At 61.5% G+C, this 25,994-nt stretch carries 22 protein-coding genes; 10 read left to right on the top strand and 12 right to left on the bottom strand.

Annotation, left to right across the window (positions count from 1 at the left end):
• Positions 1 to 128: 128 nt before the first annotated feature.
• Genes ACSQ26_RS06545 through ACSQ26_RS06530 form a run of 4 tightly spaced genes read right to left on the bottom strand, consistent with a single transcriptional unit; the run spans position 129 to position 3,928 of the window.
• Positions 129 to 1,100, bottom strand: coding sequence for an NAD(P)-dependent oxidoreductase (locus tag ACSQ26_RS06545; protein ID WP_436007423.1), 972 nt, complete (start codon positions 1,098 to 1,100; stop codon positions 129 to 131).
• A 27-nt stretch (positions 1,101 to 1,127) separates the two neighbouring features.
• The gene (locus tag ACSQ26_RS06540; protein ID WP_436007421.1) at positions 1,128 to 1,817 is read right to left on the bottom strand and encodes a FadR/GntR family transcriptional regulator; all 690 of its coding nucleotides are present in this window, start codon (positions 1,815 to 1,817) and stop codon (positions 1,128 to 1,130) included.
• Between the two features lie 2 nt (positions 1,818 to 1,819).
• Positions 1,820 to 2,989 (bottom strand): mandelate racemase/muconate lactonizing enzyme family protein, encoded by a 1,170-nt coding sequence (locus tag ACSQ26_RS06535; RefSeq protein ID WP_436007419.1) that lies wholly within the window; start codon positions 2,987 to 2,989, stop codon positions 1,820 to 1,822.
• A 51-nt stretch (positions 2,990 to 3,040) separates the two neighbouring features.
• Positions 3,041 to 3,928, bottom strand: a complete 888-nt coding sequence (locus ACSQ26_RS06530) for a sugar phosphate isomerase/epimerase family protein (protein ID WP_436007417.1) — start codon at positions 3,926 to 3,928, stop codon at positions 3,041 to 3,043.
• Between the two features lie 324 nt (positions 3,929 to 4,252).
• Between ACSQ26_RS06530 and ACSQ26_RS06525 the strand changes: the two genes are divergently transcribed.
• Positions 4,253 to 5,104 carry a sugar phosphate isomerase/epimerase family protein gene (locus ACSQ26_RS06525; protein WP_436007415.1) on the top strand — a complete coding sequence of 284 codons (852 nt, stop codon included), beginning with the start codon at positions 4,253 to 4,255 and terminating at the stop codon, positions 5,102 to 5,104.
• A gap of 63 nt (positions 5,105 to 5,167) precedes the next feature.
• Here the strand turns inward: ACSQ26_RS06525 and ACSQ26_RS06520 are convergent, their stop codons facing one another.
• Positions 5,168 to 5,761 carry a DJ-1/PfpI family protein gene (locus tag ACSQ26_RS06520; RefSeq protein ID WP_436007413.1) on the bottom strand — a complete coding sequence of 198 codons (594 nt, stop codon included), beginning with the start codon at positions 5,759 to 5,761 and terminating at the stop codon, positions 5,168 to 5,170.
• Between the two features lie 42 nt (positions 5,762 to 5,803).
• Positions 5,804 to 6,505: a GntR family transcriptional regulator gene (locus tag ACSQ26_RS06515; RefSeq protein WP_436007411.1), complete on the bottom strand. Its 702-nt coding sequence runs from the start codon at positions 6,503 to 6,505 to the stop codon at positions 5,804 to 5,806.
• A gap of 100 nt (positions 6,506 to 6,605) precedes the next feature.
• Here ACSQ26_RS06515 and ACSQ26_RS06510 point away from each other — a divergent pair, with 100 nt between their 5' ends.
• The 8 genes from ACSQ26_RS06510 to ACSQ26_RS06475 all read left to right on the top strand — a co-directional run bounded on the left by ACSQ26_RS06510 (position 6,606) and on the right by ACSQ26_RS06475 (position 17,143).
• Positions 6,606 to 7,832: an iron-containing alcohol dehydrogenase gene (locus tag ACSQ26_RS06510; protein ID WP_436007409.1), complete on the top strand. Its 1,227-nt coding sequence runs from the start codon at positions 6,606 to 6,608 to the stop codon at positions 7,830 to 7,832.
• 24 nt (positions 7,833 to 7,856) lie between these two features.
• On the top strand, positions 7,857 to 9,341 hold the full coding sequence (locus ACSQ26_RS06505; protein ID WP_436015131.1) for an NAD-dependent succinate-semialdehyde dehydrogenase: 1,485 nt from the start codon (positions 7,857 to 7,859) through the stop codon (positions 9,339 to 9,341).
• 9 nt (positions 9,342 to 9,350) lie between these two features.
• Positions 9,351 to 10,169: an alpha/beta hydrolase gene (locus ACSQ26_RS06500; protein ID WP_436007407.1), complete on the top strand. Its 819-nt coding sequence runs from the start codon at positions 9,351 to 9,353 to the stop codon at positions 10,167 to 10,169.
• A gap of 320 nt (positions 10,170 to 10,489) precedes the next feature.
• Positions 10,490 to 11,404, top strand: a complete 915-nt coding sequence (locus tag ACSQ26_RS06495; RefSeq protein WP_436007405.1) for an HAD family hydrolase — start codon at positions 10,490 to 10,492, stop codon at positions 11,402 to 11,404.
• Between the two features lie 363 nt (positions 11,405 to 11,767).
• Complete coding sequence (locus tag ACSQ26_RS06490; protein ID WP_436007403.1) at positions 11,768 to 12,025, top strand: hypothetical protein; 258 nt, start codon at positions 11,768 to 11,770, stop codon at positions 12,023 to 12,025.
• 124 nt (positions 12,026 to 12,149) lie between these two features.
• Positions 12,150 to 13,916 carry a tetratricopeptide repeat protein gene (locus ACSQ26_RS06485; RefSeq protein WP_436007401.1) on the top strand — a complete coding sequence of 589 codons (1,767 nt, stop codon included), beginning with the start codon at positions 12,150 to 12,152 and terminating at the stop codon, positions 13,914 to 13,916.
• Between the two features lie 276 nt (positions 13,917 to 14,192).
• Complete coding sequence (locus ACSQ26_RS06480) at positions 14,193 to 15,164, top strand: formylglycine-generating enzyme family protein (protein ID WP_436007399.1); 972 nt, start codon at positions 14,193 to 14,195, stop codon at positions 15,162 to 15,164.
• A gap of 128 nt (positions 15,165 to 15,292) precedes the next feature.
• On the top strand, positions 15,293 to 17,143 hold the full coding sequence (locus ACSQ26_RS06475) for an adenylate/guanylate cyclase domain-containing protein (RefSeq protein ID WP_436007397.1): 1,851 nt from the start codon (positions 15,293 to 15,295) through the stop codon (positions 17,141 to 17,143).
• A gap of 100 nt (positions 17,144 to 17,243) precedes the next feature.
• On the opposite strand, the gene ACSQ26_RS06470 is transcribed toward ACSQ26_RS06475, so the two are convergent.
• Positions 17,244 to 18,869, bottom strand: a complete 1,626-nt coding sequence (locus tag ACSQ26_RS06470; RefSeq protein WP_436007395.1) for an FG-GAP-like repeat-containing protein — start codon at positions 18,867 to 18,869, stop codon at positions 17,244 to 17,246.
• Positions 18,870 to 18,984: 115 nt separating this feature from the next.
• Positions 18,985 to 20,064: a TIGR03032 family protein gene (locus tag ACSQ26_RS06465; RefSeq protein WP_436007394.1), complete on the bottom strand. Its 1,080-nt coding sequence runs from the start codon at positions 20,062 to 20,064 to the stop codon at positions 18,985 to 18,987.
• Between the two features lie 167 nt (positions 20,065 to 20,231).
• Between ACSQ26_RS06465 and ACSQ26_RS06460 the strand changes: the two genes are divergently transcribed.
• Positions 20,232 to 21,155, top strand: coding sequence for a ketopantoate reductase family protein (locus tag ACSQ26_RS06460; protein WP_436007392.1), 924 nt, complete (start codon positions 20,232 to 20,234; stop codon positions 21,153 to 21,155).
• A 212-nt stretch (positions 21,156 to 21,367) separates the two neighbouring features.
• Here the strand turns inward: ACSQ26_RS06460 and sucD are convergent, their stop codons facing one another.
• Genes sucD through ACSQ26_RS06440 form a run of 4 tightly spaced genes read right to left on the bottom strand, consistent with a single transcriptional unit; the run spans position 21,368 to position 25,632 of the window.
• Positions 21,368 to 22,267: a succinate--CoA ligase subunit alpha gene (gene sucD, locus ACSQ26_RS06455; RefSeq protein WP_436007390.1), complete on the bottom strand. Its 900-nt coding sequence runs from the start codon at positions 22,265 to 22,267 to the stop codon at positions 21,368 to 21,370.
• 13 nt (positions 22,268 to 22,280) lie between these two features.
• Positions 22,281 to 23,465, bottom strand: coding sequence for a malate--CoA ligase subunit beta (locus tag ACSQ26_RS06450; protein WP_436007388.1), 1,185 nt, complete (start codon positions 23,463 to 23,465; stop codon positions 22,281 to 22,283).
• Between the two features lie 11 nt (positions 23,466 to 23,476).
• Complete coding sequence (locus ACSQ26_RS06445) at positions 23,477 to 24,418, bottom strand: HpcH/HpaI aldolase/citrate lyase family protein (RefSeq protein ID WP_436007386.1); 942 nt, start codon at positions 24,416 to 24,418, stop codon at positions 23,477 to 23,479.
• 23 nt (positions 24,419 to 24,441) lie between these two features.
• Complete coding sequence (locus ACSQ26_RS06440) at positions 24,442 to 25,632, bottom strand: aminotransferase class V-fold PLP-dependent enzyme (RefSeq protein ID WP_436007384.1); 1,191 nt, start codon at positions 25,630 to 25,632, stop codon at positions 24,442 to 24,444.
• Positions 25,633 to 25,994 lie beyond the last annotated feature (362 nt).

The following is a 25,994-nucleotide window of genomic DNA, read 5'->3' as shown; positions in this document are numbered from 1 at the left end:
TCGCGCACCCCCTCATCCGGCCTTCGGCCACCTTCTCCCCGCTGGGGAGAAGAGGAAGCAAGTCCTTTGCCGAGCAACAAATCCACAAGCGAATACCGTGGTAAGGCCGATATTCAGAATGAGGCGCGTCAACCAAATCGGCGGCGGTAGTGCTCGACGGCCTCGGGATTGCGGAGGTTAACGGGCAACCCGCCATTCAGGATGCGGATGACCTCTTGCGCCGCGCCCAGCCCCATGCGCTTCATGCTCTCCTCCGTGATGCCGGCGAGATGTGGCGTCACGATCACATTGTCGAGCTGCAGGTAGGGATGGTCGGGCGGCAGCGGCTGGGTGGAGAAGACATCCAGCGCCGCGCCACGGATCCGGCCCTCGGTGAGCGCCGCGATCAGTGCGTCGTCATCCACGACGGGCCCGCGTGACACGTTGACGAGGATCGCACCCAGCTTCATCCGGTCGATGCGATCTTTGTTCATCAGCCCGGTGGTTTCCGGCGTCAACGGGCAGCAGAGAACAACGATATCCGCCGTAGCAACCAGATCATCGACACTGAGGAAACGGACGTCGCTCGGAAGGCTTGCGGCCGTCCGGCTGTTGGCGACGACATCGAGGCCGAAGCCATGCTTGCCGATGCGGTAGATCGCCTGACCGACATTGCCCATGCCGATGATGCCGAGAACCCTGCCGCCGAGATCGATCGCCTGATCGCTATGGGCACGGCCCGCCGCCCAGCCCTTGGTCCTGAGGTCGTGGTCCATCGGCCGAAACTGCCTGAGCAGCGCGAGCGTCACCATGAAAACATGCTCGGCGACCGTCGGCGCGTTGACGCCGGGCACATTGGCGATCAGCACGCCAGCCGCCGTTGCGTCATTATAGGGGATCATATCCAGGCCGGCGCCATGGCGCACGGCGGCGCGCAACTGCGGGGCGTCGGAGAAGAAGGCCGTCGGAATCGGCGCCCGAACGATGACGATATCGGCACCCCGCCCCTCGCGCAACAAGGTCTCGCCATCGAGCGCAGTGGCGATGCGCAGGTCGCCCGCACCCTTCAGCTTGGACTCAGCGGCGGGATGAAGCGAATGGGTGGAAAAGATGATCGGCATGGCCCCTCCAGAAGCTGCTGTCGTCAACTACTCTGGCATCGGAGGCCCGCCGATAAGGCCCTTCCAGTAGCTTTCCGCTCCTTGAAGATGCGCGCTCATCAGCGCCTGGGCAAGATTTCCATCGCGCGCCACCAGGGCTTCATAAATGCGCAGGTGCTCCTCATGCGAGCGCCGGCTTCGAGCCAGATCGCCGAAGTAGATCGGCAGCCGCTGCTCGCCCATGACGTAATAGACGCTGCACACCCGGAAGAAAACGCTGTTCTTGGTGGCCCGCACGATCTCGAGATGGAAATCCCTGTCTTCGCGGGCAAGCCCCTCGCCCTGGGCAAGCTTCGCTTCCGAGAGATCAAGGATTTCCCGCAGGCGTGCATAATTCTCTTCAGTCGCGCGCGCGCAAGCAAGTTCGGCCGCCTTGATCTCGTGGATCTTCCGCAGTTCCACCGTCTCGTAAATCAGGATCGGATCGAGCGGCACGCCAGCCCGCGCAAAGAGCGCCATCGCATCGACGCTTGCCTCGGTGGTGGTGAGGTAGATGCCCGACTTGGCGCGCCGCTCGACGATGCGCATCGCTTCCAGGATAGCCAGCGCCTCGCGGATCAGGCCGCGGCTGACATTGAAATGCTCCGCCAGTTCCCGTTCCGAAGGCGTGCGCCCGTTGCCGCTCGAATTCGAGAAGAGGTATGCGGCCAAATCCGAGAGGAGACTGTTTTCTTTCATCGTCACTGTCTTTGCGCGTGGGCCTCCAGAACGCGTTCATTGATCGTAAAGCCCAGGCCAGGTTTATCAGGGATCTCTATCATACCATCCTTCACCGATACGGTTTCCTCGACGAGTTCATGGATCATCGGGTTCGCGCCGAGCGAATATTCGATGATGAAGCTTGCCGGGGAAGCCGCGCACAGGTGCAGGCCGGAGAAGAAACACGGCGCGCCGGCCCATAGATGCGGAGCGAAACGGAGATTGAAGGCGCTGGCGATCGTGCTGATGCGCATGGCTTCCGTTATGCCGCCGCAGAAGGCCGGATCGGGCTGGAATATATCGGCGGCGCGCAGCATGGCAAGGTCGCGGAAGGCGAAACGCGTCGCCTCACTCTCGCCCGCCGCGATCGGCACATTACCCGAGGCGCGGACTTCGGCCATGCCCGGCTTGTCGTCGGCGATCACAGGCTCCTCGAACCATGCGAGATCGCAATCATGGATCAGCTGGATAAACCGCTTGGCTTCGGCGACGGTATAGGTTCCATGCGCGTCGACCATGAGCTCAACGGACGGCCCGAGCGACTTGCGCGCCGCCTTGACACGTTCGGCCGAAACGAGAGGCGCGCCATCCATGGCACCGACCCGCATCTTGACGGATTTGAACCCGCCGGCGGCGATATAGCACTGCAGCTGGTCGCCGATCTTCTCCGCACTTTCCCAGCCGCCCGAGGCATAGGCCGGCAACCGGTCCGCCTTGCGTCCCCCGAGCAAGGTCCAGACCGGCACGCCGAGCGATTTTCCGAGAATGTCCCAGAGCGCAATATCGACAGCGCTGATCGCGGCCACCGAAAGCCCCCGCCGGGACAATTCCGGCATCGCATGCCCTGCCTTCGACGCCGATTCATGGCGGACGCCGTTATAGAGCATCTCCCAGATCGCGGTGATATTCGTGGGGTCGAGCCCGATCAACTTCGGCGCAACCTCATGATTGAGCAGGTGCACGAGACCGGCATAGGTTCCCGCGCTGCCGGCCGCATTCTTGCCCTCGCCCCAGCCGACGACACCGTCATCCGTCTCGATACGCAGGATCGCGGCATCGAAAGTCGTCAGCCGCCCGAAATCGCTGCGATGTTGGCGACTTGCTTCGATGGGAATGCGAACCCACCAGGCTTGCACGGTCTTGATACGCATTTAGGATCCTCTTCCCTCGCAGCGCCTGCGAGGGCTCGCTCTCGGCGAAATTCACTTGATCAGCGGAAGGATGGTCTCGGCGGTGATCCGCATCTGATCGTCGTAGAATTTCTCGGTCAGCAGGCTCGATCCGTGGTCCTGGATGAACTTGAGCTGTTCCGGCGGAATATCGACCGGGTTGCGCTCGACCATGTCAGGGTATTTGGCCGCGGGCGTGCGATCCACAGGCGCCACGAACTCGTTGGTGACCGCGCCGTCGTAGCCGATCTCCTTGAGCGTGCCGATGATCTTCGGCCAGTCGAGATGCCCGAGACCCGCCGCGAACCGGTTGTTATCGGCGACATGAAAATCGAACAGCCGCTTGCCCGCCCGCCGGATGGCGTCATACATATTCTCCTCCTCGATATTGAGGTGGAAAGCATCGAGGCAGACGCCGCAATCCGGATGCACGGCTTCGGCGAGCGCCAACGCCTGGTCGCCGCGATTGAAGAAATAGGTCTCGAAGCGGTTGAGCGGCTCGATCGCGACCCGCACGCCCTTCTTCTGGGCATGGGCGAAGCATTCCTTGGTCGCATCGACGACCCACTTCCACTCTTCCTCCTCGGTGCCATCCGGCACGACCTTGCCCACGGTCGCCGGCACGAGCGTGATGATCTCGCCTTCCAGTTCACTCACCATGGTGATCACGCTCTTCACGTAATCCACCGATCGGGCGCGCTGGCCTTCGTCCTTGGCCGCGAGATTGCGTTCGCCGAGCGTCAACGTCACCGCGCCCCAGCAGCGGATGCCATGTTCCTTGAGCAGCGCGCGGGTTTCCTTGACATCATACTGCGTTGGCTCGCCCGAAATCTCGATGCTCTCATAGCCGTATTTCTTGATGCGCTTCAGCGTCACCGCGAGCGGCTCTGCCCGCATCCAATTGTGCGTAGAAAGATGCATGAAGTCCTCCCAGACTTTAAAAGCGTCGCGGACCTTCCAGCAACTCCGCGTCCTTGTCATCCAAGCCAAATCAGATCAATCTGGTTCGGCCACTTCATATTTTTTGAAGCTGTAGCTCAATTCTCTCCTCTCCGCAAGACCGAGCACAAATCGAAATTTATCCTTATCTTTCAGTAATTACGGCGAAACCGTCAGTGAAATCGTTTACATCGGCACCCAACCGACGTGTCATCTGGCTTGACCAGATTTTTCTATTTGGTATGACCAGACTGGCGATATCGCGCAGTCGGCTGTCGCCACTATCCATTCGCCTGGGAGGGGACTATGAAGATCGGCATGTGCATGTTCTTGTGGACGACATCAGTCACCAAGAAACATGAGAAGCTGCTCGTCGACATCAAGCAGACCGGCTTTGACGGGGTGGAAATACCGATTTTCGAGGGAAATCCGGATGACTATCGCCGGCTCGGCGCACTCCTTGACAGGATCGGGCTGGAACGCACCGCCGTCTCGGCGATGGGCGATCCATCGATGAACCTGATCTCACCGGATACCGCGACCCGCAAGCGCGGCGTGGAATACATGAAATGGGCGATCGATTGCGCCGAGGCGCTGGGCGCCAGGACGCTGAGCGGACCGCTGCATTCGACGCTCGGTCAATTCTCCGGCAATGGCCCGACTGCCGCCGAACTCAAGTGCTCCATCTCCTCACAGCGGGCAATCGGCGATCATGCCGGCAAGCATGGCGTGACGATCGGGCTTGAGGCGCTCAACCGTTTCGAATGCTATCTGGTCAATACGATGGCCGACCTCGCCGCCCATATCGACGCGATCGGGCACCCGAATATCAAGGCGATGTACGACACATTCCATTGCAATATCGAGGAAGCCGACCCGATCGCCGCTTATACCAAGTACCGCGACCGGATCGTCCATATCCATATTTCGGAGAACGATCGCGGCGTGCCGGGCCGGGGCAACATCCCCTGGGCCGAGACATTCAAGGCGATCCGCAGGAGCGGCTATGACGACTGGCTGACGATCGAAGCCTTCGGCCGCTCGCTCAAGGATCTGGCGGCGGCAACCAAGGTCTGGCGGGATTTCTCCGAGACCCCGGAGGAAGTCTATCGCGACGGCTTCAAGCATATCAAGAGCGGCTGGAAGAAGGCGGCCTGAGGGGCATGTCGTCTTCAAAGGAAATCCGGCGCGATCAGATCGCGCCGGATTTCTGTTTTCCACTCAGTTATGACGGATTTCCGTGCCGAGCACCTTCAGGCATTCGCGGATGAAGGCCGCCAGTGCCGTCCAGCCCTTGGCCGAAACCATGGTTCCATCGACATAGGCATCGGTCGGCGAAAGGTCGATATAGGTGCCGCCGGCGAGCGTCACTTCCGGCTCGCATGCGCCAAGTGCTCCGACCTTCTTGCCGCGCACCACGCCATCGACCGCGATCAAAATCTGCACGCCGTGGCAGATGGTGAAGATCGGCTTCTTCTCTTCGTGAAAATGCCGGACGATCGCCTGCACGCGCTTGTCGGTGCGGATATATTCCGGACCACGGCCGCCGGCGCAATAGACGGCGTCATAGCGGTCGAGCTTCTTTTCCGCGTCGGAGAACGTCTTGTTGATGACGAAATTATGGCCGAGTTTCTCGGTATAGGTCTGGTCGCCCTCGAAATCATGCAGCGAGGTGCGCAGGATGTCGCCGGCCTTCTTGTCGGGGCAGATGACATGCACCTTGTGGCCGACGGCTTCCATGGCCTGCTGGAAGACGAAGATCTCGTATTCCTCGGTGAAATCACCCGTGAGCATCAATATTTTCTTGCCTGGCATATGTGGTCTCCTCCTCATGCTTTCATGTCTGAAATCAGCTAGCTAGTCGAACGCCGGCAGCAACCGGTCGCGTGAATGCTCGATGTGATCGTGCATCGCCTTCTGCGCCGCGCTGACATCGCCTTTTTCGAACGCGGCAAGAAGCGCCGCATGCTCGTCGAGCGCCTCCTCCGTCACGCGCGAATGGAACATCAGGCGGAATATGTGGAAATGCGTGTGCTGGAACGAGACCGTCTCCCGGATCAGTTCGTTGCCGGCGAATTCCATGATCCTGTCGTGGAATATCGCATCCTGGCGAGCGAAGGTTGAATAGCGAATGCGCTCGTCCGTGCTCTCCTTGCGCAACATCACGCCTGCAGCTTCGCGCAGCACGGCGAGCTTTTCCTCATCCATGACGGCAGCCGCCCTTCCGGCGGCATCGGGCTCGAGCAGAAGACGCATCTGATAGAGTTCATCGAACCGCCGCCGGGTGATCTGCGGCGCGGCGCTGTAGCCGATGAGATGCTGCTTGACCACGAGGCCTTCGCCCTCGAGCCGGCCGAGCGCCTCGCGGATCGGGGTCTGCGAAACATTGAATTCCCGCACCAGGCCATCGACGGTGATCCGCGAGCCCGGTGGAATTTTCAGCGACATCAGCTGAGCGAAAATCGCATCGTAGACGTCGCCTGACAGGCTGTTCGCCCGCTGGATCTGCGAACTGCCAGCCACTGTCTCCCGGGGTATCGACGAAACCGGATGCTGCATATTTTTGCCTCTTGACATGACCCACCGCTAGCATGATGCTCCGGCCAATGCAATCATATATCCTATACGATTTTATTTCGAACGTCCAAAGGTATCGCAAATGACCCTGTTCGCTGCCCTGCGGCTCCCGCGTGAAATCCTGTTCGGCAAGGGACAACGCCACGCTTTGCCCGTCGTCGCCAGGAAGCTTGGATCGCGGGCCTTGATCTGCACGGACGAGCGGTTTGCCGCTACGGCGATCTTTGCCGAGATCATCGCGTCACTGCAGGCGGCAGACATCGATGTGCTGGTGCACGACCGGGTTCTGCCGGATGTGCCGCGCGACACGGTCGCGGCCTGCGTCGAGGAAGCATTGGCCTTCGAGCCCGACATGGTCATCGGCATCGGCGGCGGCAGTTGCCTCGACATGGCCAAATGCGCGGCGCTGCTGATCACCCATCGCGGCAAGCTTCAGGATTACTATGGCGAGTTCAAGGTGCCCGGCCCCACCCTGCCGCTGATCGCCGTGCCGACGACAGCCGGCACCGGCTCTGAAGCAACCCCCGTCGCCGTAATCTCAGATCCCGACCGGACCCTGAAAGTCGGCATTTCCAGCCCATACCTGATCGCCACGGCTGCGATCTGCGATCCCGAATTGACGATGACCTGCCCGTCCGGATTGACTGCCATTGCCGGTGCCGATGCCCTGACACATGCGATCGAGGCGTTCACGGCAGCACGGCGCGGCGGCGACCACAGCCTTGCCCAGAACCACGTGTTCATCGGCAAGAGCGACCTGACCGATCACTTCGCGCTGCTCGCCATCAAGCTGCTCGGCGGGAGCCTGGAAAAGGCCTGCAAGGACGGCTCGGACGAAGATGCCCGCGCGGATGTAATGATGGGTGCGCTCGCCGCAGGTTGCGCATTCGGCACGGCGGGAACGGCGGCAGCCCACGCGATCCAGTATCCCGCGGGCGCGCTGACCCATACGCCGCACGGTCTCGGCGTCGCGACCATGATGCCCTATGTCATGAACTACAATCGCTCCGTCTCGACCGACGAGATGGCCGAGATCGGCGTCGCACTCGGTCTCGACGCCAAGGCCCGCAATGCCGACGAGATGGCCGAGGCCACGATCCGGGAAATCTCACGCCTGTTCGCCGCGATCGGCATCACGCCGACGCTCGCCGCACTTGGCCTCGCCGCCGACAAGCTCGACTGGACCGCCGAACAGGCGATCGGCATCGAGCGGCTGATCAAGAACAACCCGCGTCCGTTCGACCTCACCGCCATGCGTCGCCTGATCCAGGCCGCCTATGACGGCGACCTCGCTGCCGCCGCCCTGTGACCCGATAGAAGCACACCGATGAACATGATCCAGCAGAGCATTGATCCCGAGGAGGATGACGAGGTGAACTTCCAGAGCTTTTCGCACGGTCTCCATATCGGCGGCAGATGGGTTCAGGCGAGCAATGGCCGACAGATCGAGGTCGTCGATCCCTCGACCGAGGCCGTGATCGCCGCGGTGCCGGATGCGACCCTCGAGGACGCGGCATCTGCCGTCGAAGCCGCCGCCCTTGCCGCGCCGGGCTGGCGCGAAACCGCGCCGCGCAAGCGGTCGGAAATCCTGCGCCGCTGTTATGAACTGATGGTCGAGCGCTCCGAAATGCTCGCCATGCTGATCTCGATGGAAAACGGCAAGGCACTGCGCGACGCCCGAGGCGAAGTCGCCTACGCCGCCGAGTTCTTCCGGTGGAATGCCGAGGAGGCCGTACGCATAACAGGCGAGTTCGGCATCGCCCCATCAGGCACCAACCGCATCGTGGTCGATTACCAGCCGATCGGCATCTGCGTGCTGATCACGCCGTGGAATTTTCCCGCCGCGATGGCGACGCGCAAGATCGCCCCGGCGCTCGCCGCCGGCTGCACGGTGATCCTGAAGCCCGCAACGGAAACACCGCTGACCGCCTACGCTCTGGCCGCGATCTATCAGGAGGCGGGCGTGCCGCCGGGCGTTGTCAACGTCCTGACCACGACCAGCCCAGGCCCGCTCACATCGGCCATGCTCGCCGATCCGCGCGTGCGAAAGCTGTCCTTCACCGGCTCGACCGGCGTCGGCCGCACGTTGCTTGCCGAGGCGGCCAAACACGTGATCTCCTGCTCGATGGAACTCGGCGGCAATGCCCCGCTGATCGTCTTCGATGACGCCGATCTCGATGTCGCGCTCGACGGCGCCATGGTCGCCAAGATGCGCAATGCGGGCGAAGCTTGCACCGCCGCCAACCGCCTCTATGTCCAGTCAGGCATCCATGATGCATTCGTCGAAGGGTTGACCAAACGCATGGCGGCCCTTGTCGTCGGAGCGGGCACCGACACTGCAACCGAATGCGGGCCGATGATCACGCGCAAGGCGGTCGCCAAGATCGGCCGGCTGGTTGAAGAAGCAACATTGCGCGGCGCCAAGGTGCAGTGCGGCGGCACGATACCGGATGGCAAGGGCTTCTTCTATCCGCCGACCGTGCTATCCGAAGTGCCTGATGATGTGGAAATGGCGCGCGAGGAGATTTTCGGACCGGTCGCGCCGGTCTTCCGTTTTGAGAGTGAGGAAGACGTGATCGCCCGCGCCAACGACACGGAATATGGCCTCGCCGCCTATATCTTCACGCGCGATCTCGCGCGGGGCATGCGCGTGGCATCGAAAGTCGAGGCGGGCATGATCGCCCTCAATCGTGGACTTGTCTCCGACCCAGCCGCCCCGTTCGGCGGCGTCAAGCAGAGCGGCCTCGGCCGCGAGGGCGGCCAGCATCACGGCATCGCCGAGTTCATGGAGGCGAAATACATCGCCGCCAGTTTCTGAGGACGGTTGATGGAGACTGATCCATTCCGCATTCGCGCCCATGTCGCGGATTTCGACGAGATTGTCAGCGAGATCGTCAGCCGCAGCGAAGTCACGCGCGCCACGCTGCCGATGGTCGCCGACATGGCCTATGGCACGGATGCGACCGAAACCGTGGACTTGTTCTTTCCCGACCGGCCGCGCGCTGGATTGCCTGTCCACATGTTCATCCATGGCGGTTATTGGCGGATGTTCTCCAAACGCGATTATTCCTATGTCGCGGACACCATCACCAGGGCCGGCGCGATTGCTGTGATCGTCGATTATGCTCTGATGCCCGCTGTCCGCATGGCGGATATCGTCGGGCAGGTCAGGCGCGCCAGGCGCTGGGTCGCCGATCACATCGCCAAACACGGAGGCGATCCCGTCCGGCTCACCGTCAGCGGTCACTCCGCCGGCGCGCATCTCTCGACGTTCCTGTTCAACGAACCCGGCATTCCATCCGGCATTCGCGCAGCTTTGCTGCTCGGGGGACTCTACGAACTCAAGCCGCTGCAATCGTCATTCCTGCAGCCGGAGATTGGGATCACCGACCGCGAAGCCGCCGACTTCACGCCGATGACCCATCGCCACGATCCGGCGACGCAGGTCGACATCCTTGTGGGGTCGGATGAGACCCCGCCATTTCACGATCAAGCGAACGCATTCGCCAGCCTGCTCAAGGAGCAAGGCCTGCCGGTCTCGACGCTGAGCCTCACCGGCCGAAACCACATGAACAGCGTCCGCGACCTCGGCCTGCCCGATTCCGAGGCCGGGGCGAGACTCACGAAACTGATCCGTAGCGGCTGAGGGAATCCAGCCCGACCTCGCCACCCCTTCTGTAGCGCTTCAGACGCCGGATGTTACGTCCTGTTACGTCCGGCGTAACTGTTACGTACTGTGAATTGGCGACACCTCGCGCCCTAATGCAAAACGACCGGAATGTCGGTCAAATGCTCGACTGTCTCGACGAACTCGGCATCGCAGACAATACGGTCCCCGCATGAACTCCTGGCCCGGCGCTGGCATGGGAAAAATGACTGAAGCGGCCAGCGGCGCCAATCAATGTCCTCCCAGGACCACGCGGCGGGCGTCCATCGCCCGCCGCACCCTGCCACGGAGCATGACCGATGTCCGTTCTACCCTCCTGGAATGACGGCCCGGCAAGATCCGCGGTCCTCGACTTCGTGACCCGAATTGCCGATGAGGAAGGACCGGATTACGTGGCCCCGTCGGAGCGCATCGCCACCTTCGACAATGATGGCACGCTGTGGTGCGAGCAGCCAATGCAGCCGCAGGTCTTCTTCCTCATCGACCGCGTAAAGCAGCTCGCCGAGAAGGATCCTGATATCCGCGAGCGCCAGCCGTTCAAGGCGCTTCTCGAGCACGATCATGCGACAATGCATCAATTGGGAAAGCAAGGGCTGATGGAACTCGCCTTTGCCACCCATGCCGGCATGACGGAGGAAGCGTTCGACGAGATCGCCGTCGCCTGGCTTACCACTGCAAAGCATCCCAGATACGACCGGCCTTTCACCCAATGCATCTACCAGCCGCAAGTCGAGCTGCTGGATTTTCTCCGCGGCAATCTCTTCACGACCTTCATCGTTTCGGGTGGCGGCATCGACCTGATCCGCGCCTTTGCCGAGGATGCCTATGGCATCCAGCGCCACAAGGTCATCGGCTCAAGCGCCCGTCTGCGCTATGAATTGCAAGGCGACCATGCCGTATTGATGAAGGCCGCGGAACTCACCAGTTTCAACGACCGCGACGTGAAACCCGTCAATATCGGCCTGCATATCGGCCGGAAGCCGATCCTCGCTTTCGGCAATTCCGACGGCGATCTCGCCATGCTGCGCTACACGAAATCGGGACCGGGCCAGCGCTTGGCGCTGCTGATCCACCATGACGACGGTGAGCGAGAGGTTGCGTATGATCGGGAGTTCAGGCTGAGCCCTCTTGCGGAAGCCCTCGACAAGGCCACCGACTACGGCATCACCGTAGTCAGCATGAAGCGGGACTGGAATACGGTGTTCGGCGACTGAACTGGAGGTGGCGAATGAGCAAGCCGCTTGCAACCACCAGCAAGCATGCGACGGTGCTCATCGATTTTCTCGTTCGCGGCGATTGCCCTGATCCGCACGTTCCTCAACTGTTTCCTCGGGCGCGATCTCGGGGAGGTGCGTGACAGGCGGCAGGTGAACAAAGTTGGCGGGACTTCGTTTCAGACGGCCGACCGGGCACCGTACGTAACAGTTACATGACGACAGCTGCTTGGAGAGCTGCGGCGGAGCGATAAATTGTTACCGTAACGTACTCGCTTTGCGACAAAGTTTCTGTCTACAATTCCCGAAACCTCCACCTGCAAGCCAATGTGCGAAAACTCAGGGAGGATCGCGAGCGCTGAGATGATTAGGGTCCCCGTCTCGAAAGGCCTTCTCCGTTTGATGGTCAGGCTGCCCGCAATAAGGGGCGAGCTTCAGATCATACACGGCCGGGATCAACTGATTCGGGATCTCACGGAAGCCTATGAGGATGCGATAGAGACACTCGCGGGCCTGCAATCGAACCCGGTTTCGCAGCGTGGCCTGATACACGAATACGAGACCATTTGCGCCGACATCGAGGAAGAGATCGTCCGCCGATGTGCGGCCTGGAGGCTCTGAAAAGCAGTGCCAAAACGGACCAGCTGAATAAAATCCGTTCACCATGCAAATTTTAGCCCTTCCGAACTATCGCAATAGTAGTATAGTCCTACACGCATACAAACTTGCGTGCGGGGGGTGCGCCTTGAACGGTGATGCTGAACAAGCACGTGCGGACATGGTCGCAGCGGACGAAGCGAGAGCCGAACTCGAGCGCCTGCTCGCCGACCCGCGTTTCAAGCTGACCGATCGGAACCGGGCCTTTCTGCGCTACATCGCCAACGAAAGCTTTACGGGCGAATCCAAGGGCGTGAAAGCCTATTCCATTGCCATCGACGTCTTTGGAAGATCTGCGGATTTCGACGCCAACATCGATCCGATCGTGCGGATAGAGGCCACGAGGCTCCGGGCGTCACTCGATCAATATTATGAGGCATATGGAGCCGATCTGCCGATCCGCATCCACCTGCCACGCGGGCACTACATCACCGAATTCACCAGGTCACATGCATACAGAGAGATCGCCAGCCCGATCGCATACGCGGACGTCTCCGCGCCTGAGATGGTAGAAGAGCCACCGCACCGGCCCGAACGACCGACTTTTTTAGCGAATATAGGGAAATTCGCCATCGGCATTGCGCTGTTGGCCGTCATTCTGGCGGCAGTCAATCAACTGGCCACATCCTCAAACACATCTGGACAATTGACACTCAAGCCGCTCGTGAAGCTCTCTGTCACGGCCCGCAATCCCGCGGACCAAGCCGAGGCGGAGCAGCTTGAGGATGATCTTCTTATCTCCCTGATACGCTTCGGCACGCTGCGGCTGGCCTCGATATCGAGCGCCGACGAGGCCAAGACGCGGACAGTTGACGCCGTGGCGACAACATCCAATCCGGATGATGAGGGATATCAGGTCAATCTGAAATATGGGTCCGACAAGGATTTCAGGTCGGTGTCTTGGCGCATTGTTGACACGTCGACCGGAGAGACCAGATCTTCAGGCGAGGAGCAGACTTCAGCGAACGCTTCTGCCGGAGCAGCGAACGACGCGTTGCTGTTCGCTCTCGCCCAGCATTTCGGCGCCCCAATCGGAGAGCTGAATTCGCTGGAACTGGCCAGGAACCAAGGTCAACCGCGACTCGGAAACAGCTGCGTGCTCGAGGCCGAGAGCGCCATAAGTTTCTATGACCGCATCAAGATCAACCAAGTGGTGGAATGCCTCGAACGAACGCTCAAACAAAATCCGGCCGACGCCGATGCCGCTGCCGTTCTGTCGCGCGTCCTCCTGTTCCAGGATGCCTTCACCGGGCAACAGATCAATGGCCAGCGCGCCTTGCTGCTCGCGGATGACGCTATCGCAGCATCGCCCTCGTCCGATCGAGCACAGATCGCAAGGATCTCCGCGCTCTACGCCGCTGGTCGTCGTGACGAGGCATTTGTCCTGGGCCGGGATGCCATTCAGCGTAGCCCCTACAACAAGGATCTGGCCGCCGTTGTCGGCGTCAGGATGTTTCTTGGGGGGGATGACCGTGAGGGCCTGGAACTCGTTCGGAAAGCCGGAATGATAGACGCGATCCGACCGAGAAGTGCTTTGATCGTTCTCGCGATGTCACAGTATTGCGACGGAAACGCCGATAAGACGATCGAGTTGCTGCGGGACGTCCCGGTCGATGGCGGACTGGTCGAGGCGACGCGAATCGCGGCATTTGTCCGTTTGAACATGCGACAGGAGGCCATCGCAGCGTTCGCCAATGCGCGCACTGTGAGGTCGGATTTCCCCAGAGGCATTGATGCGTTGTTGCGAGCTCCTTTTTTCAATTCTCACCTGGGAACCATGCTCAAAGCCGATCTCGCCGTCGCGGGCCGGTGGTATTCCGAAGCCACGATACCAGTGAGCAGCAACGTACATTAACAGTAATGTGAGACCCCGCTCGCGACACAGCTTAAAGTTTTCCACGAATTCACCGCTGTGAAGCGCGAGGAAGGTAACGCCATTTTGGCAACGATCACCATCCCGCTGTCGATCCCCAAGCCCGCGACGCCCTGAGGCTTCATGCCCGGGCCTCCCCACAATAGATCGTCGCGCTTGCGGCGGGATTTACGCTGTCTTGTTACAGTAACGTACTTGCCGAACCGGCCAATGCCGTCAGTCTATCCGGACACCCCATGTCGAGGGATGGAGAACGTCATGGCAATCGACGACCTTCTGGAACGTCCACTGGAAAGCGCAACCACCGACCGGCAGCCGGGCGGCATGGTCTGGATACCGGGCGGGCAATTCATGATGGGCTCGGATGACCATTATCCCGAGGAACGGCCCGCCCATCCCGTCAAGGTCGCCGGCTTCTGGATGGATCTGGCGCCGGTGACGAACCGTCGGTTTCGCGAATTTGTAGCCGCGACGGGTTACGTGACGGTCGCCGAAAAAACCCCCTACGCCGAAGACTATCCAGGCGCCCTGCCCGAAATGCTGCGCGCCGGTTCCCTCGTCTTCACGCCACCGAAGTCCGTCGATGGACCCGACATCACACAATGGTGGAATTTCAAGACCGGCGCCAATTGGCGGCGTCCTTATGGACCGCGCTCGGACGTGCGCGGCAAGTTGGATCACCCGGTCGTGCACGTCGCCTTTGCCGACGCGCTCGCCTATGCCGAATGGGCCGGCCTGCAACTGCCCACCGAGGCCCAGTGGGAATTCGCCGCCCGTGGCGGCCTCGAGGGCGAGGAATTCGCCTGGACCGATCGGCGGCCGATCACCGACATGGCCAACGTCTGGGACGGATCGTTCCCGATCTACAGTACCAAGCCCAGGGGCAAGGACCGGACGACGCCGGTGGGATCGTTCCCGCCCAACGGATACGGCCTTAGAGACATGATCGGTAATGTCTGGGAATGGACTTTGGATTATTGGTCGGATCAGCACCCCGAGCCGGCCGCCAGCCCGTGCTGCGTGCCGGTCGATCCGCGCGGCGGCCATATAGACCGCGCCTACGACCCAAGACAGCCGGAAATCCGTATCCCGAGGCGTGTATTGAAGGGCGGCTCGCATCTTTGCGCTCCCAATTACTGCCGCCGCTACCGGCCCGCGGCGCGGCATGCAGAGCCCGAAGATACCGGCACCAGCCATGTCGGTTTCCGTTGTATCAAGCCGGTGCCCTGACCGGGCAGCATAGTAACGAAGAGTCCATTCAGGCGCGGCGCAGGCGGGAAACGCGAGGGAGGTCGTTGGCGTCAGAGAAATCCAGAACCATCCGGGGCTTGTCGCTTCGATTGCTGTTGAGCGTCACGATGGTCACGCTTCTCGCTGTCGTCGCCGGCACGCTCATCGCGCTGGGCTTCTATCGTGCGCGCACTGTGGCGCTCGAGAATGTCCAGCAACAGATGGTCGCCTTTTCCGACCGGCTCACCTACCGCCTCGCGGCGATCTCCAACGACACATCGACGCTGGTCGGCATGATCGGTTCAGTGCCGAACTCGTTTCTGTCGCCGCCCCGTGAACGTCTTGATAACAAGGTTGCGGCTTTGCGCGAGGCTCTGCTGCGCTCGCGCCATATCGACGGTATCTATGTCGGCTATCCCGACGGCTCGTTCTTCCACACCGTCAGCCTCGCGGACAGTGCCTGGCGCCAGGTGTTGAAGGCGCCCGCCCAGGCAGCGCTCGCCATTCGCATCATCGATCGCAGCAAGGGCAATCCCCTGTCCAGCGTCATCTTCATCGACATCGGCGGGAAGCATATGAACGAGGTTCCAACCCAGCCCACCGGCTACGATCCCCGAACCCGCCCCTGGTATTTCACGGCACTGCAGCAGCGCGGCATGGTCGCCACCGGCCCCTATCAGATGGCGACCACGGGAGCGCTGGGGATGACGATTTCGCAGATCCATCGCGGCAATCCCGCGGTCGTCGTGGGCGCCGATGTGGTCCTGACGACGATCACGGATTTCCTCAAGGAAGAACTGCTGACGCCGGGCTCGATGGCCTTCATCGCCAACGAGCAAGGCGAGCCGATTGTCCATTCCGATCCCGTGATGATGCAGAACATCCTGTCAGCCCTCGAAAACCGCGACGTCGACGCTGCGCCTGACAACAGCGGCCTCAGCGCCAAACTGGCCAGCTTCTCCGGAAACGAGGGCCGTCCGATGCGGATCACCCTGCGCGGCCGCGACTACCTCATCCTTGCGACGAAGATCGACAACGCCGTCCTGTTCAAGGGCGACCGGATCGTCATCGCGGCTCCCTATGACGAACTCATGGCGCCGGCAAACCGCATGGCCGCGGAGGGGCTGGCGATCGCTGGGCTGATCGTGCTGCTCGGAATCGGAGGCGCGCTGCTGCTCGCTTCGATGATATCGAGTTCACTTCACCGGTTGAAGAACGGCGCCGATCAGCTCCAGGAATTCGACTTCCAGACCCCAATCGTCGTGCCGTCGAGCATCACGGAAATTTCCTCGCTGAGCCAGGCCATGAACCGCGCCCGCGATGCGATCTTCACCTTTGCGCTCTTCGTGCCCCGCGAGATCGTCCGTAAGGGCATGGAATCCGGCAGCTTTTCCAGCCGCACGGCGGCCCGCCAGCAGGTGACGGCAATCTTCACCGATATCTACGACTTCACAACCATCAGCGAGCGCTATCCGCCCGAGGACGTGGTGACCATGCTCTCGGTCTATTTCGATGTCCTCAACCAGGCAGTGAGTGCACACAAGGGCACGATCATCCAGTTCCTCGGCGATTCCATCTTCGCCATGTGGAACGCACCCGGCACCGACGACGACCACGCCGAGAACGCCTGCCTGAGCGCGCTCGCCATGCAGGCAGCCCTCGCTGAGTTCAACGAGGGCCAGCGCCTCAAGGGCCTGCCGGAATTCCAGACCAGGGTCGGCATCCATACCGGCGCGGCGGTGGTGGGCAATGTGGGTGCGGCGGACCGGCTTCAATACACGGCGATGGGCGACACGATCAACGTGGCATCCCGCCTCGAAGGCATGAACAAGACATATGGCACGAGTATTCTGGCGAGCGCCGAGGTCAAGGCGCGTTGCAGCGACCGCATCCTGTTTCGTCTGATCGGTTTTGGCCAGGCCAAGGGCCGACACACCGAGATCGAGCTTTTTGAAGTGACAGGCGTCCGCTCCCTGTAACCCGCATCTAACGCATCGCTGCGGATTCGACTGTCATCGGCTACAGCAGGATGGCCATAGGCCACGGTCGCATCGTTACTCTGCCGGGCCGGTTGAATTTCTAGACAATCAACCAGCCCGAAGCGCCGTCGTCAAAATTGTCGGCGCCGTGCCAGCTGATAGCCTGGTTATCCGCGAGATGGCGGCCGGCGTCGATTGCAGTGAGGTTGATCTGATCGTCACGATGATCAATGTCGGCGATGGGATTGCTTATACTCCTGCTAGTCCCTGGATCGCTGGTCGGCTTGAAGACGAAATTGTCGGAGCCAGCGTTGTCATCGCCAGCTCTTTGACGATGATCGTCGTTCTTGATCCTGGCGCCCAATCTGTCCCTGTCCGGATTTATGCTGCCGTCTCCGCTCGTTCCCGTCAGCTTCAACACGACGTTCTCGTCGTGTTCGAAATTCCTGTCCGGCGTGACCGAGATGTGGACCTTTGCGGTTTTCTGGCCCTCCGCAAAACTCACGATGCCGCTCGGAGCCGTATAGTCCGAACCTGGATGGGCTTTTCCGCCGACCGTATAGGTGACATCCTCGGCCTCCGATGTCGCGCTGCGCCGGATGGTGAAGACGAGGTCGCCTCCCGTGCCGGCCCTCGTTCCCTCATGATCCGACTTGGCCCTGGTCAGTGAATAATAGGATGCGGTGTTGATCAGGATCGACGTCGTGTTCGAACCGAAGTTCGCGCTCGAAATGTCGAGGTCGCCATCTTCGTCGAAGTCGCCCAGCGTGATACCGCCTGGGGAAACGCCGACAGGGAAAGGCGAGCCGTTCGCCGGCATGAAGACGCCGGAACCATCGTTGAGCAGCACCGTCAGCGAACTGCTGCCGGAATTGCTGACCACCATATCGAGGTCACGATCGCCATCGAGGTCCCCGAGTTTCACGTCGTAGGGATTGTTTGCGGTCGCGAAATGGGTCGCGGGATTGAAACCGCCCCTGCCCCTGTTAAGCATCACCGAGACGGTGTTGGCGCCGAAATCGGTCGCCACGAGATCCTGGTCGCCGTCGCCGTCCACATCGCCCGCGGCAATCCCGCGTGGCCCGGTTCCCGTAGCCACGGGCGCGCGTGCCGTAAAAACAGCATGGCCGTTGTTGATGAAGATACCGACAGTATTGGTGTTGTTGCTGGTGACGGCAAGGTCGCGGTCGCCGTCGCCATCAAGGTCCGTTATCACCATCTGTACCGGGCGCGTTCCCGTGGCAATTGGCGAACCGGCCTTCTGCGTGAAGGAGGCGTTCCCGTTGTTGATCATGACGGACAGATTGTTGGACTGGTAGTTGACCGAGATGAAGTCGATGTCACCATCGCCGTCAAGATCGGCCGCCCCGAGACCACGCGGAACGTTTCCCACCGGAACGGGCGTCCCTGGCGTGAATGTGCCATTGCCGTTGTTGAGTGCCACCGAAACGTTGTTGCCGCTATAATTGGTGGCAAGAAAATCAATATCGCCATCGCCGTCGAGGTCGCGGGCCTTGATCTGGCGTGGACCGTTGGTAACCGGAACCGGCGCGCCTGCCGTGAAGCCGCCATTGCCGTCGCCGAACAGCACCGAGACGTTATCGGAGATGTAGTTGACAAACAGAAGATCGAGATGGCCGTCGCCGTCCAGATCGGCGGTGGCATTGGAGACGGGGTTGGTGCCAACAGGAAAAGGCGAACCGGTGCCCGCACGAAACATCGCCATCGATACATCCTCCCATACGCTAAGAGATATGCTTTCGCCGGAATGCTATGCCCCGCCAGATTTAAGCAGATTGATCGGGAACCGGCAAATCAAGAATGATTTCAGCGATCTCCCTTCAGGGCGTTCGCCGCTCGATGGTAATCTCGCGCTGGATGTCATCGAATTTGAACCCGATCGCTTCGGCCGATCGCACGCCGGGCAGGACGGCGACATCATAGAGTTCATCGATCGTGTGCTCGAAGCGCAGCCATTCGACAACGTTGCCGGTGTCGAGGTCGACGATCACCAGGCCGCAGCGCGCCGCCGCATCCTTCTCGGTGAGACGCTGGTCAAGCGCGAGCCCGGCAAATGCACCACCGCGTCGCGGCCGTGAAAGCCCGATGACGGCATAGTGGCCGATGAAGGCGAGCCCGCGGGCGTAGCCCGGACAAAAACAGACCGGAGTGAAAATACCATCGGCGGGATCGACGGTTCCGAATTCGCCGGTGCCTGAGTTCAGCAGCCACAGTTTGCCACCATAGAGCCTTGGAGAATGCGGCATCGACAGGCCGCTGGCCACGATCTCGCTGGTCGCCACGTCGATCAAGACGCCGCCATCGTGGCGGCGATCGCGCCAGCCGTCGGCCACATCGGAGCGGCTCACCGCGGTGGCGAAGGCGGCACGGGCGCCATCCATCGCCAATCCGTTGAGATGGCACCGGTCTTCCCCCACCAGCGCGCTGATGAATTTTGGCCGCCAGAGCGGACGGAAACTCGCCGTATCACTGAAGGTCGCAAGACAATTGTAGAGCGTGTTGACGAAGACCGGTCGCCTGATGCCATCGACCTCGCCAAGCCCGATATCGTGCACATCGATCCGCCCGACCACGCGGCCTTCGACGGGCACGAACTTGCGGTCCGCTCCCGCCGGCGTGGTCTCGCCCTTGCGCAACATGTTCTCGAAACGCCACAGCATGTAGAGGCCGCTTGTCCAGAGCGACTGGCCGTCCGTCCAGAGGCCCTGGCACTGCTCGATCATGCGCTCATGCGCGCGCACCCCGCCGTCAACCTTGCGGCCGACAAAGAACAGCCGGCCGGCCTGGTAGGTCGTCAGCGATAGCGATGCGTCAACCGATGCGAGCCACTCCGCAAAGCGCGACGAAAGCGTTAGCAAGGGACCCTTGTCGCCCTGATTGTTGGCCGGCGTTTCGCTCACGTTGTCGTCATCCTTGCATCCCAGTGGCTCTATATCTAGCATGGCGACGCCGCTTTTCGCAGACCCAGCCTACGCCCATTCCACACCAAAACAGTTGCGATAGGCCAACCCGATACTTAACATCAGGCAAAACTGCAAAAGCAGAGATTCATGGATGGAGGCGACCGGTGAACATCGGAATCATGGGTGCCGGCGCGGTCGGATGCTATTACGGCGCGGTGCTCGCACGCGCAGGCCACAACGTGACCCTCGTGGGTCGCCAGGCCTTCGTCGATCGCGTTGCCGCCCATGGCCTTCGGCTGGAGACGGCGGGTTTCGACAATGTTGTGGCGGTCACGCCATCAACCGACGCGGCCTCTCTTGCTGAAGCCGATATCGTGCTGTTCTCCGTCAAGTCAGGTGACACCGAGGAAGCCGGCAGGTCCATGGCGCCCTATTTGAAACCGGACGCCACCGTCTTCACATTCCAGAACGGCGTCGACAATGCCGAGCGATTGCAGGCTATTCTCCAACGGCCCGTCATTGCCGCCGCAGTCTATGTGGCAGCCGAAATTGTTGGCCCGGGCCATGTCAAGCACAATGGGCGTGGCGATATCGTCATCGGCGTTTCGCCCGAGAGCAGCAACATTGCCGAGACGTTCCGCGCCGCCGGAGTTCCCGTAACGATATCGGACAATGTGAATGGGGCTCTATGGAGCAAGCTGATCCTGAACTGCGCCTATAACGCCCTTTCCGCCGCAGCACAGGTGCCATACGGCCCAATGATGGAAACCGGCGGCGTGCGGGAGGTCATGACAGATGTCGTGCGGGAATGCGTCACAGTCGGACGCGCGATGGGTCTCGACATAGCGAATCCAGATATGGAAACCCTCTTCGGTCTCGCCCGCTCCATGCCCAACCAGTATTCGTCCACGGCCCAGGACCTCGCAGCTGGCAAGCCGACGGAGATCGACTACCTGAACGGTTTCATTGTGCGCAACGGGCAAGAGCTTGGAATTGCAACGCCGGCAAATCGCGTGCTGCAAGTGATCGTGAAATTGCTGGAGTCAAGGAATGTCGCTCGGTCCGTCCGTTCGGCACACCGGCCTTAGAGCCTCTTGCATTGAAATACCTGATCCGGGATGCGATGAAGCAGGAGTTGGGTATCGAGGAGGCTAAGACCGCGTGAAGCAGCCCAGACCGGTGCGACCACGAGCACGATTTGGCTGCTCATGGTCACGCCGCCTAAGTCTGCAACATGCAGCCCATCCTCAGCCGGCCCGCAAGCACCAGCGGGCTGGTCACAAATACGCGGTTTTGTCTTTCAGGCAGCCTTGCTCATCACCGACAGCACGTCCGCAACCGTCTCGCCAAAGGATGACGGAGTGGGCACGATCGTGACGCCGGCGCCTTTGAGGATCTCGACCTTTTCCTGTGCCGATTCCCCGAAAGCCGAGATGATCGCGCCGGCATGACCCATGCGTCGCCCCTTGGGCGCGGACAGGCCGGCGATATAGGCGATCAGCGGTTTCTTCATGTTGCTCTGCGCCCAGAGCGCGGCTTCCGCTTCCTGTGGGCCGCCGATCTCACCGATCATCAAGACCGCATCAGTGCCCGGATCCTTCTCGAAGAGTTCCAGCATGTCCTTGAAGGACGAACCGTTGACCGGATCGCCGCCGATGCCGACCGAGGTAGACACACCGATGCCGAGCGCCTTCATCTGGCTCGCGGCTTCGTAACCCAGCGTGCCCGAGCGGCCGACGATGCCGATGCGGCCGGGCAGGTAGATCGAGCCCGGCATGATGCCCATCAGCGCCTGGCCGGGCGTGATCATGCCCGCGCAGTTCGGCCCGATCAGGGTCATGCGATCGTCGAAGCGGTAGCGCCTCATATATCGCTTGACCCTGATCATGTCCTGGGAGGGAATGCCGTCGGTAATGCAGACGCAGAGTCGGATACCGGCATCCGCCGCTTCCATGATCGAGTCGGCCGCAAACGGCGGCGGCACGAAGACGATCGATGCATCCGCGCCGGTTTCCTGTATCGCGCCCTTCACCGTGTTGAAGACCGGCATGTCGAGATGGCTCTGGCCGCCCTTGCCGGGCGTGACGCCGCCAACCACGTTGGTGCCGTAGCGCTTCATGTCCTCGGCGTGAAAGCTGCCGATCTTGCCGGTAAAGCCCTGGACGATGACCTTTGTATTTTTGTCGAGTAGAATGGACATGTCTCGATCTCCCTCAAGCAGCTTTGTTTGCGGTGAACGTACGCCACGCATCGACCGCCTTGGCGGCAGCCTCGGCCAGCGTTTCCGCGACGATGATGTCTTCGCCCGACTCGGCGAGGATGCGCCTGCCCTCTTCCATGTTGGTGCCGGAGAGACGCACGACGAGCGGCACCGGTACGCCCACTTCGCGAAGGGCCTTGATAACGCCCTCGGCCACCCAGTCGCAGCGGTTGATGCCGGCGAAGATATTGACGAGGATCGTTTCGACGTTCTTGTCGCGCAGCACGGCGCGGAACGACTTCGCCACGCGCTCGGGCGACGCGCCGCCGCCGATGTCGAGGAAGTTGGCCGGCTCACCGCCTGCGATCTTGATCATGTCCATCGTCGCCATGGCGAGGCCAGCACCGTTGATGATGCAGCCGATATTGCCCTCGAGGCCGACATAGGAAAGGCCGCGATCGGAGGCAAAGGTCTCGCGCTGGTCTTCCTGGCTCTTGTCGCGCATCTCCGAGATATGCGGACGGCGGAAGAGCGCGTTCTCGTCGAAGCTCATCTTGGCGTCGAGTGCCACGAGGTCACCCCGCTTGGTGACGACCAGCGGATTGATCTCCAGCATCGAGGCATCGTATTCGACGAAGGCGCGGTAGCAGCCGAGCAGCGTCTGCGTCGCGCGGCCGATCAGGGCATTGTCGATGCCGAGACCAAAGGCGATCTCGCGGGCCTGGAAATCCTGCATGCCGACGCCGGGATCGACGGTGGCGCGGATGATCGAGTCGGGCTCGGCCTCGGCGATCTCCTCGATCTCCATGCCGCCCGAGGACGAGGCGACGATCATGATGCGCTCGGACTTCCGGTCGAGCACGAAGCCGATATAGATCTCACGCTCGATGTCCATCGCCTCCTCGACATAGAGGCGGCTGACCAGCTTGCCCTGCGGACCCGTCTGGTGCGTCACCAGCTTGCGGCCGAGCATGCCGTCGGCGGCCTCGACGATCTCATCGTCGGACGAGCAGAGCTTGATGCCGCCCGCCTTACCGCGCGCGCCGGAGTGTATCTGCGCCTTGACCACCCAGCGGTCGCCGCCGATCTCGCTCGCGCGATAGGCCGCCTGTTCGGGGCTGTAGGCCAGACCGCCGCGCGGAATGTGGATCTGGTAACGGGAGAGGAGTTCCTTCGCCTGATATTCGTGGATGTCCATTGGTGTTCCTCCTACCTGCCGGCCGAGATGGCGTCATGCGTGGCGAGCACGTTGCGCGCCATGCGTTCGGATGCGGCGTCGATCATCTTGCCGTCGAGCGACGCGGCGCCCTTGCCCTGGCTTTCCGCGACCTTCAGCGCGTCGATGATACGGCGGGCGCGATCGACCTCCTTTTCGGGTGGCGAGAAAATCTCGTTGGCGAGTGCGATCTGGCTCGGATGGATCGCCCACTTTCCTTCGATGCCGAGTGCGGCAGCGCGGCGGGCACCGGCCCTGTAGCCGTCGGGATCGGAGAAATCGCCGAATGGTCCGTCGATGGCGCGCAGGCCATAGGCGCGGCAGGCGACCGTCATGCGCGACAGGCCGAAATGCCACTGGTCACCGGGATAATCCGGATTGAGGCCACCGATATTGACGGTGCGGGCCTTGAGGCTCGCGGCATAGTCGGCGACACCGAAATGCATCGCCTCGAGCCGTCCGCCGAACTGCGCGATCGCCTCGACGTTGGCCATCCCCAGTGCCGTCTCGATCAGGGCTTCCAGGCCGACGCGGGTCTTGTAGCCCTTGGCGATCTCGATCTGGTTGACCATGGCCTCGACCATGTAGAGGTCGGCGGGCACGCCGACCTTTGGCACCAGCAACGTGTCGATCCGATCGCCGGCTTGCTCCATCAGGTCGACGACGTCGCGATACATGTAGTGGGTGTCGAGACCGTTGATGCGGACGGAAATCGTCTTGCCCTTGGCGCGCCAGTCGATCTGGTTGAGCGCCTGGACGATATTGGCACGGGCGCGCTCCTTGTCCGGCGGCGCGACGGCATCCTCGATGTCGAGGAAGATGTAGTCGGCGTCCGAATTCGCCGCCTTCTCGATCATCTCGGGGTTCGAGCCCGGCACCGCGAGTTCGCTGCGCTGCAGCCGCAGCTTGCGAAGATGGTTGATCGTATGGCTCATGATGTCCTCCCTCTGGTCTTTTCTCAGGCCGCCTTGGCGGTCGTCGTCGCGTTGGCTGAGCGGAACTGGTTGATCGCAGCCCCCACACCCGAGCCCGGCTCGATCTTCACGCCGCAATCGAGCAGCGTCAGTTCAGCGGCGCCGAGCGCGCCGAGCACCATCACTTCGTTCAGCGAACCGAGATGGCCGATGCGGAACACCTTGCCCGCCACCTTCGAGAGACCGCTGCCGAACGAGGTATTGTAGGTGCGGTAGGAGTGCTTGATGACTTCGACGCCATCCACGCCCTCGGGGAGCCGGATCGCCGAGACCGTGTCGGAATGCCACTTCGGTTCCGTCGCGCAGAGTTTTAGGCCCCAGGCGGAGACCGCCGCGCGCACACCGTTCGCGAGGTGATGGTGCCGGGCGAAAATGTTCTCGAGGCCCTCTTCGAAGATCAGGTCGAGCGAAGCGCGCAGGCCGCGCAGCAGCTGCGTTGGCGGCGTATGGGGGAAATAGCCGGTGTCGTTGGTCTTGATCATATCCTCGAAGGAAAAATAGCAGCGCATGTGCCGGGCCGTCTTCGAGGCCTCCAGCGCCTTCTGGCTGACCGACAGGAAGCCGAGGCCGGCGGGCAGCATGAAACCCTTCTGCGAACCGGAGACGGCGCAATCGACGCCCCACTCATCCTGGCGGAAATCGATCGAGCCGATCGAAGAGACGCCATCGACGAAGAGCAGCGCCGGATGGCCGCAGGCATCGAGCGCCGCGCGGACGGCGGCGACATCAGAGGTCACGCCGGTCGCGGTCTCGTTATGCGTCACGAACACGGCCTTGATTGTGTGCGCCTTGTCGGCGGCGAGACGTTCCGCATAGAGCTCGACCGGCACGCCCGTTCCCCATTCCATGTCGAGGCAATCGACCTCGAAGCCGAAGCGCTCCGCCATATCGACCCAGAGATGCGAGAACTGCCCGAAGCGGCTCATCAGCACCTTGTCACCGGGCGAAAGCACATTGGTCATCGCCGCTTCCCAGGCACCCGTACCGGACGACGGATAGATGAAGACGCGGCCGTTCTGGTTCTTGAACACCTTTTTGACATCGGCGAACAGCGGCAGGATCAAATCCGGAAATCTGGGCGAGCGCTGGTCTTCCATCGGCAGGTTCATCGCCTGGCGAACCTGTTCGGGGATGTTGGTGGGGCCGGGAATGAAGAGATGATTGTAGCCTGGCATGTGTTCCTCCGATGCATGCAGCGTCCGCGAGCGGACTGTTCCTCGACATAAAGATTGCCTTTTGCCGGATCGCTCCGCCACACTCTCCCGGGCAGAAAAGAATAGCGGATGGGCAGCGCGAAACGTCGCGGTCGGGTAGTGGCTTTGGGGAGATCGGGTAGGTTTGACCTACCCGTAAGACTTAGAGCCCCTTGCATTGAAATGGAATCGATTCTGTTGGCTCAAACGGAGTCGGATATTCGATCGGCTGGCGCGCGGCGTAGCCAAGCTCTACGGCCAAGCCAGCCGATCGAGGAGCCGGCCCGTTTCAGCCAACCCGGAGGGCCGGGCATCTTTCCGCCAGGATCAGAGGCGATCGGCTC

The organism is Rhizobium sp. LjRoot254 (genome assembly GCF_964254105.1).
GTDB lineage: Bacteria > Pseudomonadota > Alphaproteobacteria > Rhizobiales > Rhizobiaceae > Rhizobium_E.
Note: the sequence above shows the minus strand (reverse complement) of the source record. Positions and strands in the feature narration are given on the sequence as shown.

Excerpts from the sequence above, each read along its gene's own strand:
- ACSQ26_RS06520 (WP_436007413.1), bottom strand. The coding sequence starts at position 5,761 with ATGCCAGGCAAGAAAATATTGATGCTCACGGGTGATTTCACCGAGGAA.
- ACSQ26_RS06445 (WP_436007386.1), bottom strand. The coding sequence starts at position 24,418 with ATGAGCCATACGATCAACCATCTTCGCAAGCTGCGGCTGCAGCGCAGC.
- ACSQ26_RS06515 (WP_436007411.1), bottom strand. The coding sequence starts at position 6,505 with ATGCAGCATCCGGTTTCGTCGATACCCCGGGAGACAGTGGCTGGCAGT.
- ACSQ26_RS06450 (WP_436007388.1), bottom strand. The coding sequence starts at position 23,465 with ATGGACATCCACGAATATCAGGCGAAGGAACTCCTCTCCCGTTACCAG.
- ACSQ26_RS06545 (WP_436007423.1), bottom strand. The coding sequence starts at position 1,100 with ATGCCGATCATCTTTTCCACCCATTCGCTTCATCCCGCCGCTGAGTCC.
- ACSQ26_RS06505 (WP_436015131.1), top strand. The coding sequence starts at position 7,857 with ATGATCCAGCAGAGCATTGATCCCGAGGAGGATGACGAGGTGAACTTC.
- ACSQ26_RS06470 (WP_436007395.1), bottom strand. The coding sequence starts at position 18,869 with ATGGCGATGTTTCGTGCGGGCACCGGTTCGCCTTTTCCTGTTGGCACC.
- ACSQ26_RS06540 (WP_436007421.1), bottom strand. The coding sequence starts at position 1,817 with ATGAAAGAAAACAGTCTCCTCTCGGATTTGGCCGCATACCTCTTCTCG.
- ACSQ26_RS06490 (WP_436007403.1), top strand. The coding sequence starts at position 11,768 with ATGATTAGGGTCCCCGTCTCGAAAGGCCTTCTCCGTTTGATGGTCAGG.
- ACSQ26_RS06535 (WP_436007419.1), bottom strand. The coding sequence starts at position 2,989 with ATGCGTATCAAGACCGTGCAAGCCTGGTGGGTTCGCATTCCCATCGAA.
- ACSQ26_RS06525 (WP_436007415.1), top strand. The coding sequence starts at position 4,253 with ATGAAGATCGGCATGTGCATGTTCTTGTGGACGACATCAGTCACCAAG.
- ACSQ26_RS06495 (WP_436007405.1), top strand. The coding sequence starts at position 10,490 with ATGTCCGTTCTACCCTCCTGGAATGACGGCCCGGCAAGATCCGCGGTC.
- ACSQ26_RS06530 (WP_436007417.1), bottom strand. The coding sequence starts at position 3,928 with ATGCATCTTTCTACGCACAATTGGATGCGGGCAGAGCCGCTCGCGGTG.
- ACSQ26_RS06500 (WP_436007407.1), top strand. The coding sequence starts at position 9,351 with ATGGAGACTGATCCATTCCGCATTCGCGCCCATGTCGCGGATTTCGAC.
- ACSQ26_RS06475 (WP_436007397.1), top strand. The coding sequence starts at position 15,293 with ATGGTCACGCTTCTCGCTGTCGTCGCCGGCACGCTCATCGCGCTGGGC.
- sucD (WP_436007390.1), bottom strand. The coding sequence starts at position 22,267 with ATGTCCATTCTACTCGACAAAAATACAAAGGTCATCGTCCAGGGCTTT.
- ACSQ26_RS06440 (WP_436007384.1), bottom strand. The coding sequence starts at position 25,632 with ATGCCAGGCTACAATCATCTCTTCATTCCCGGCCCCACCAACATCCCC.
- ACSQ26_RS06510 (WP_436007409.1), top strand. The coding sequence starts at position 6,606 with ATGACCCTGTTCGCTGCCCTGCGGCTCCCGCGTGAAATCCTGTTCGGC.
- ACSQ26_RS06480 (WP_436007399.1), top strand. The coding sequence starts at position 14,193 with ATGGCAATCGACGACCTTCTGGAACGTCCACTGGAAAGCGCAACCACC.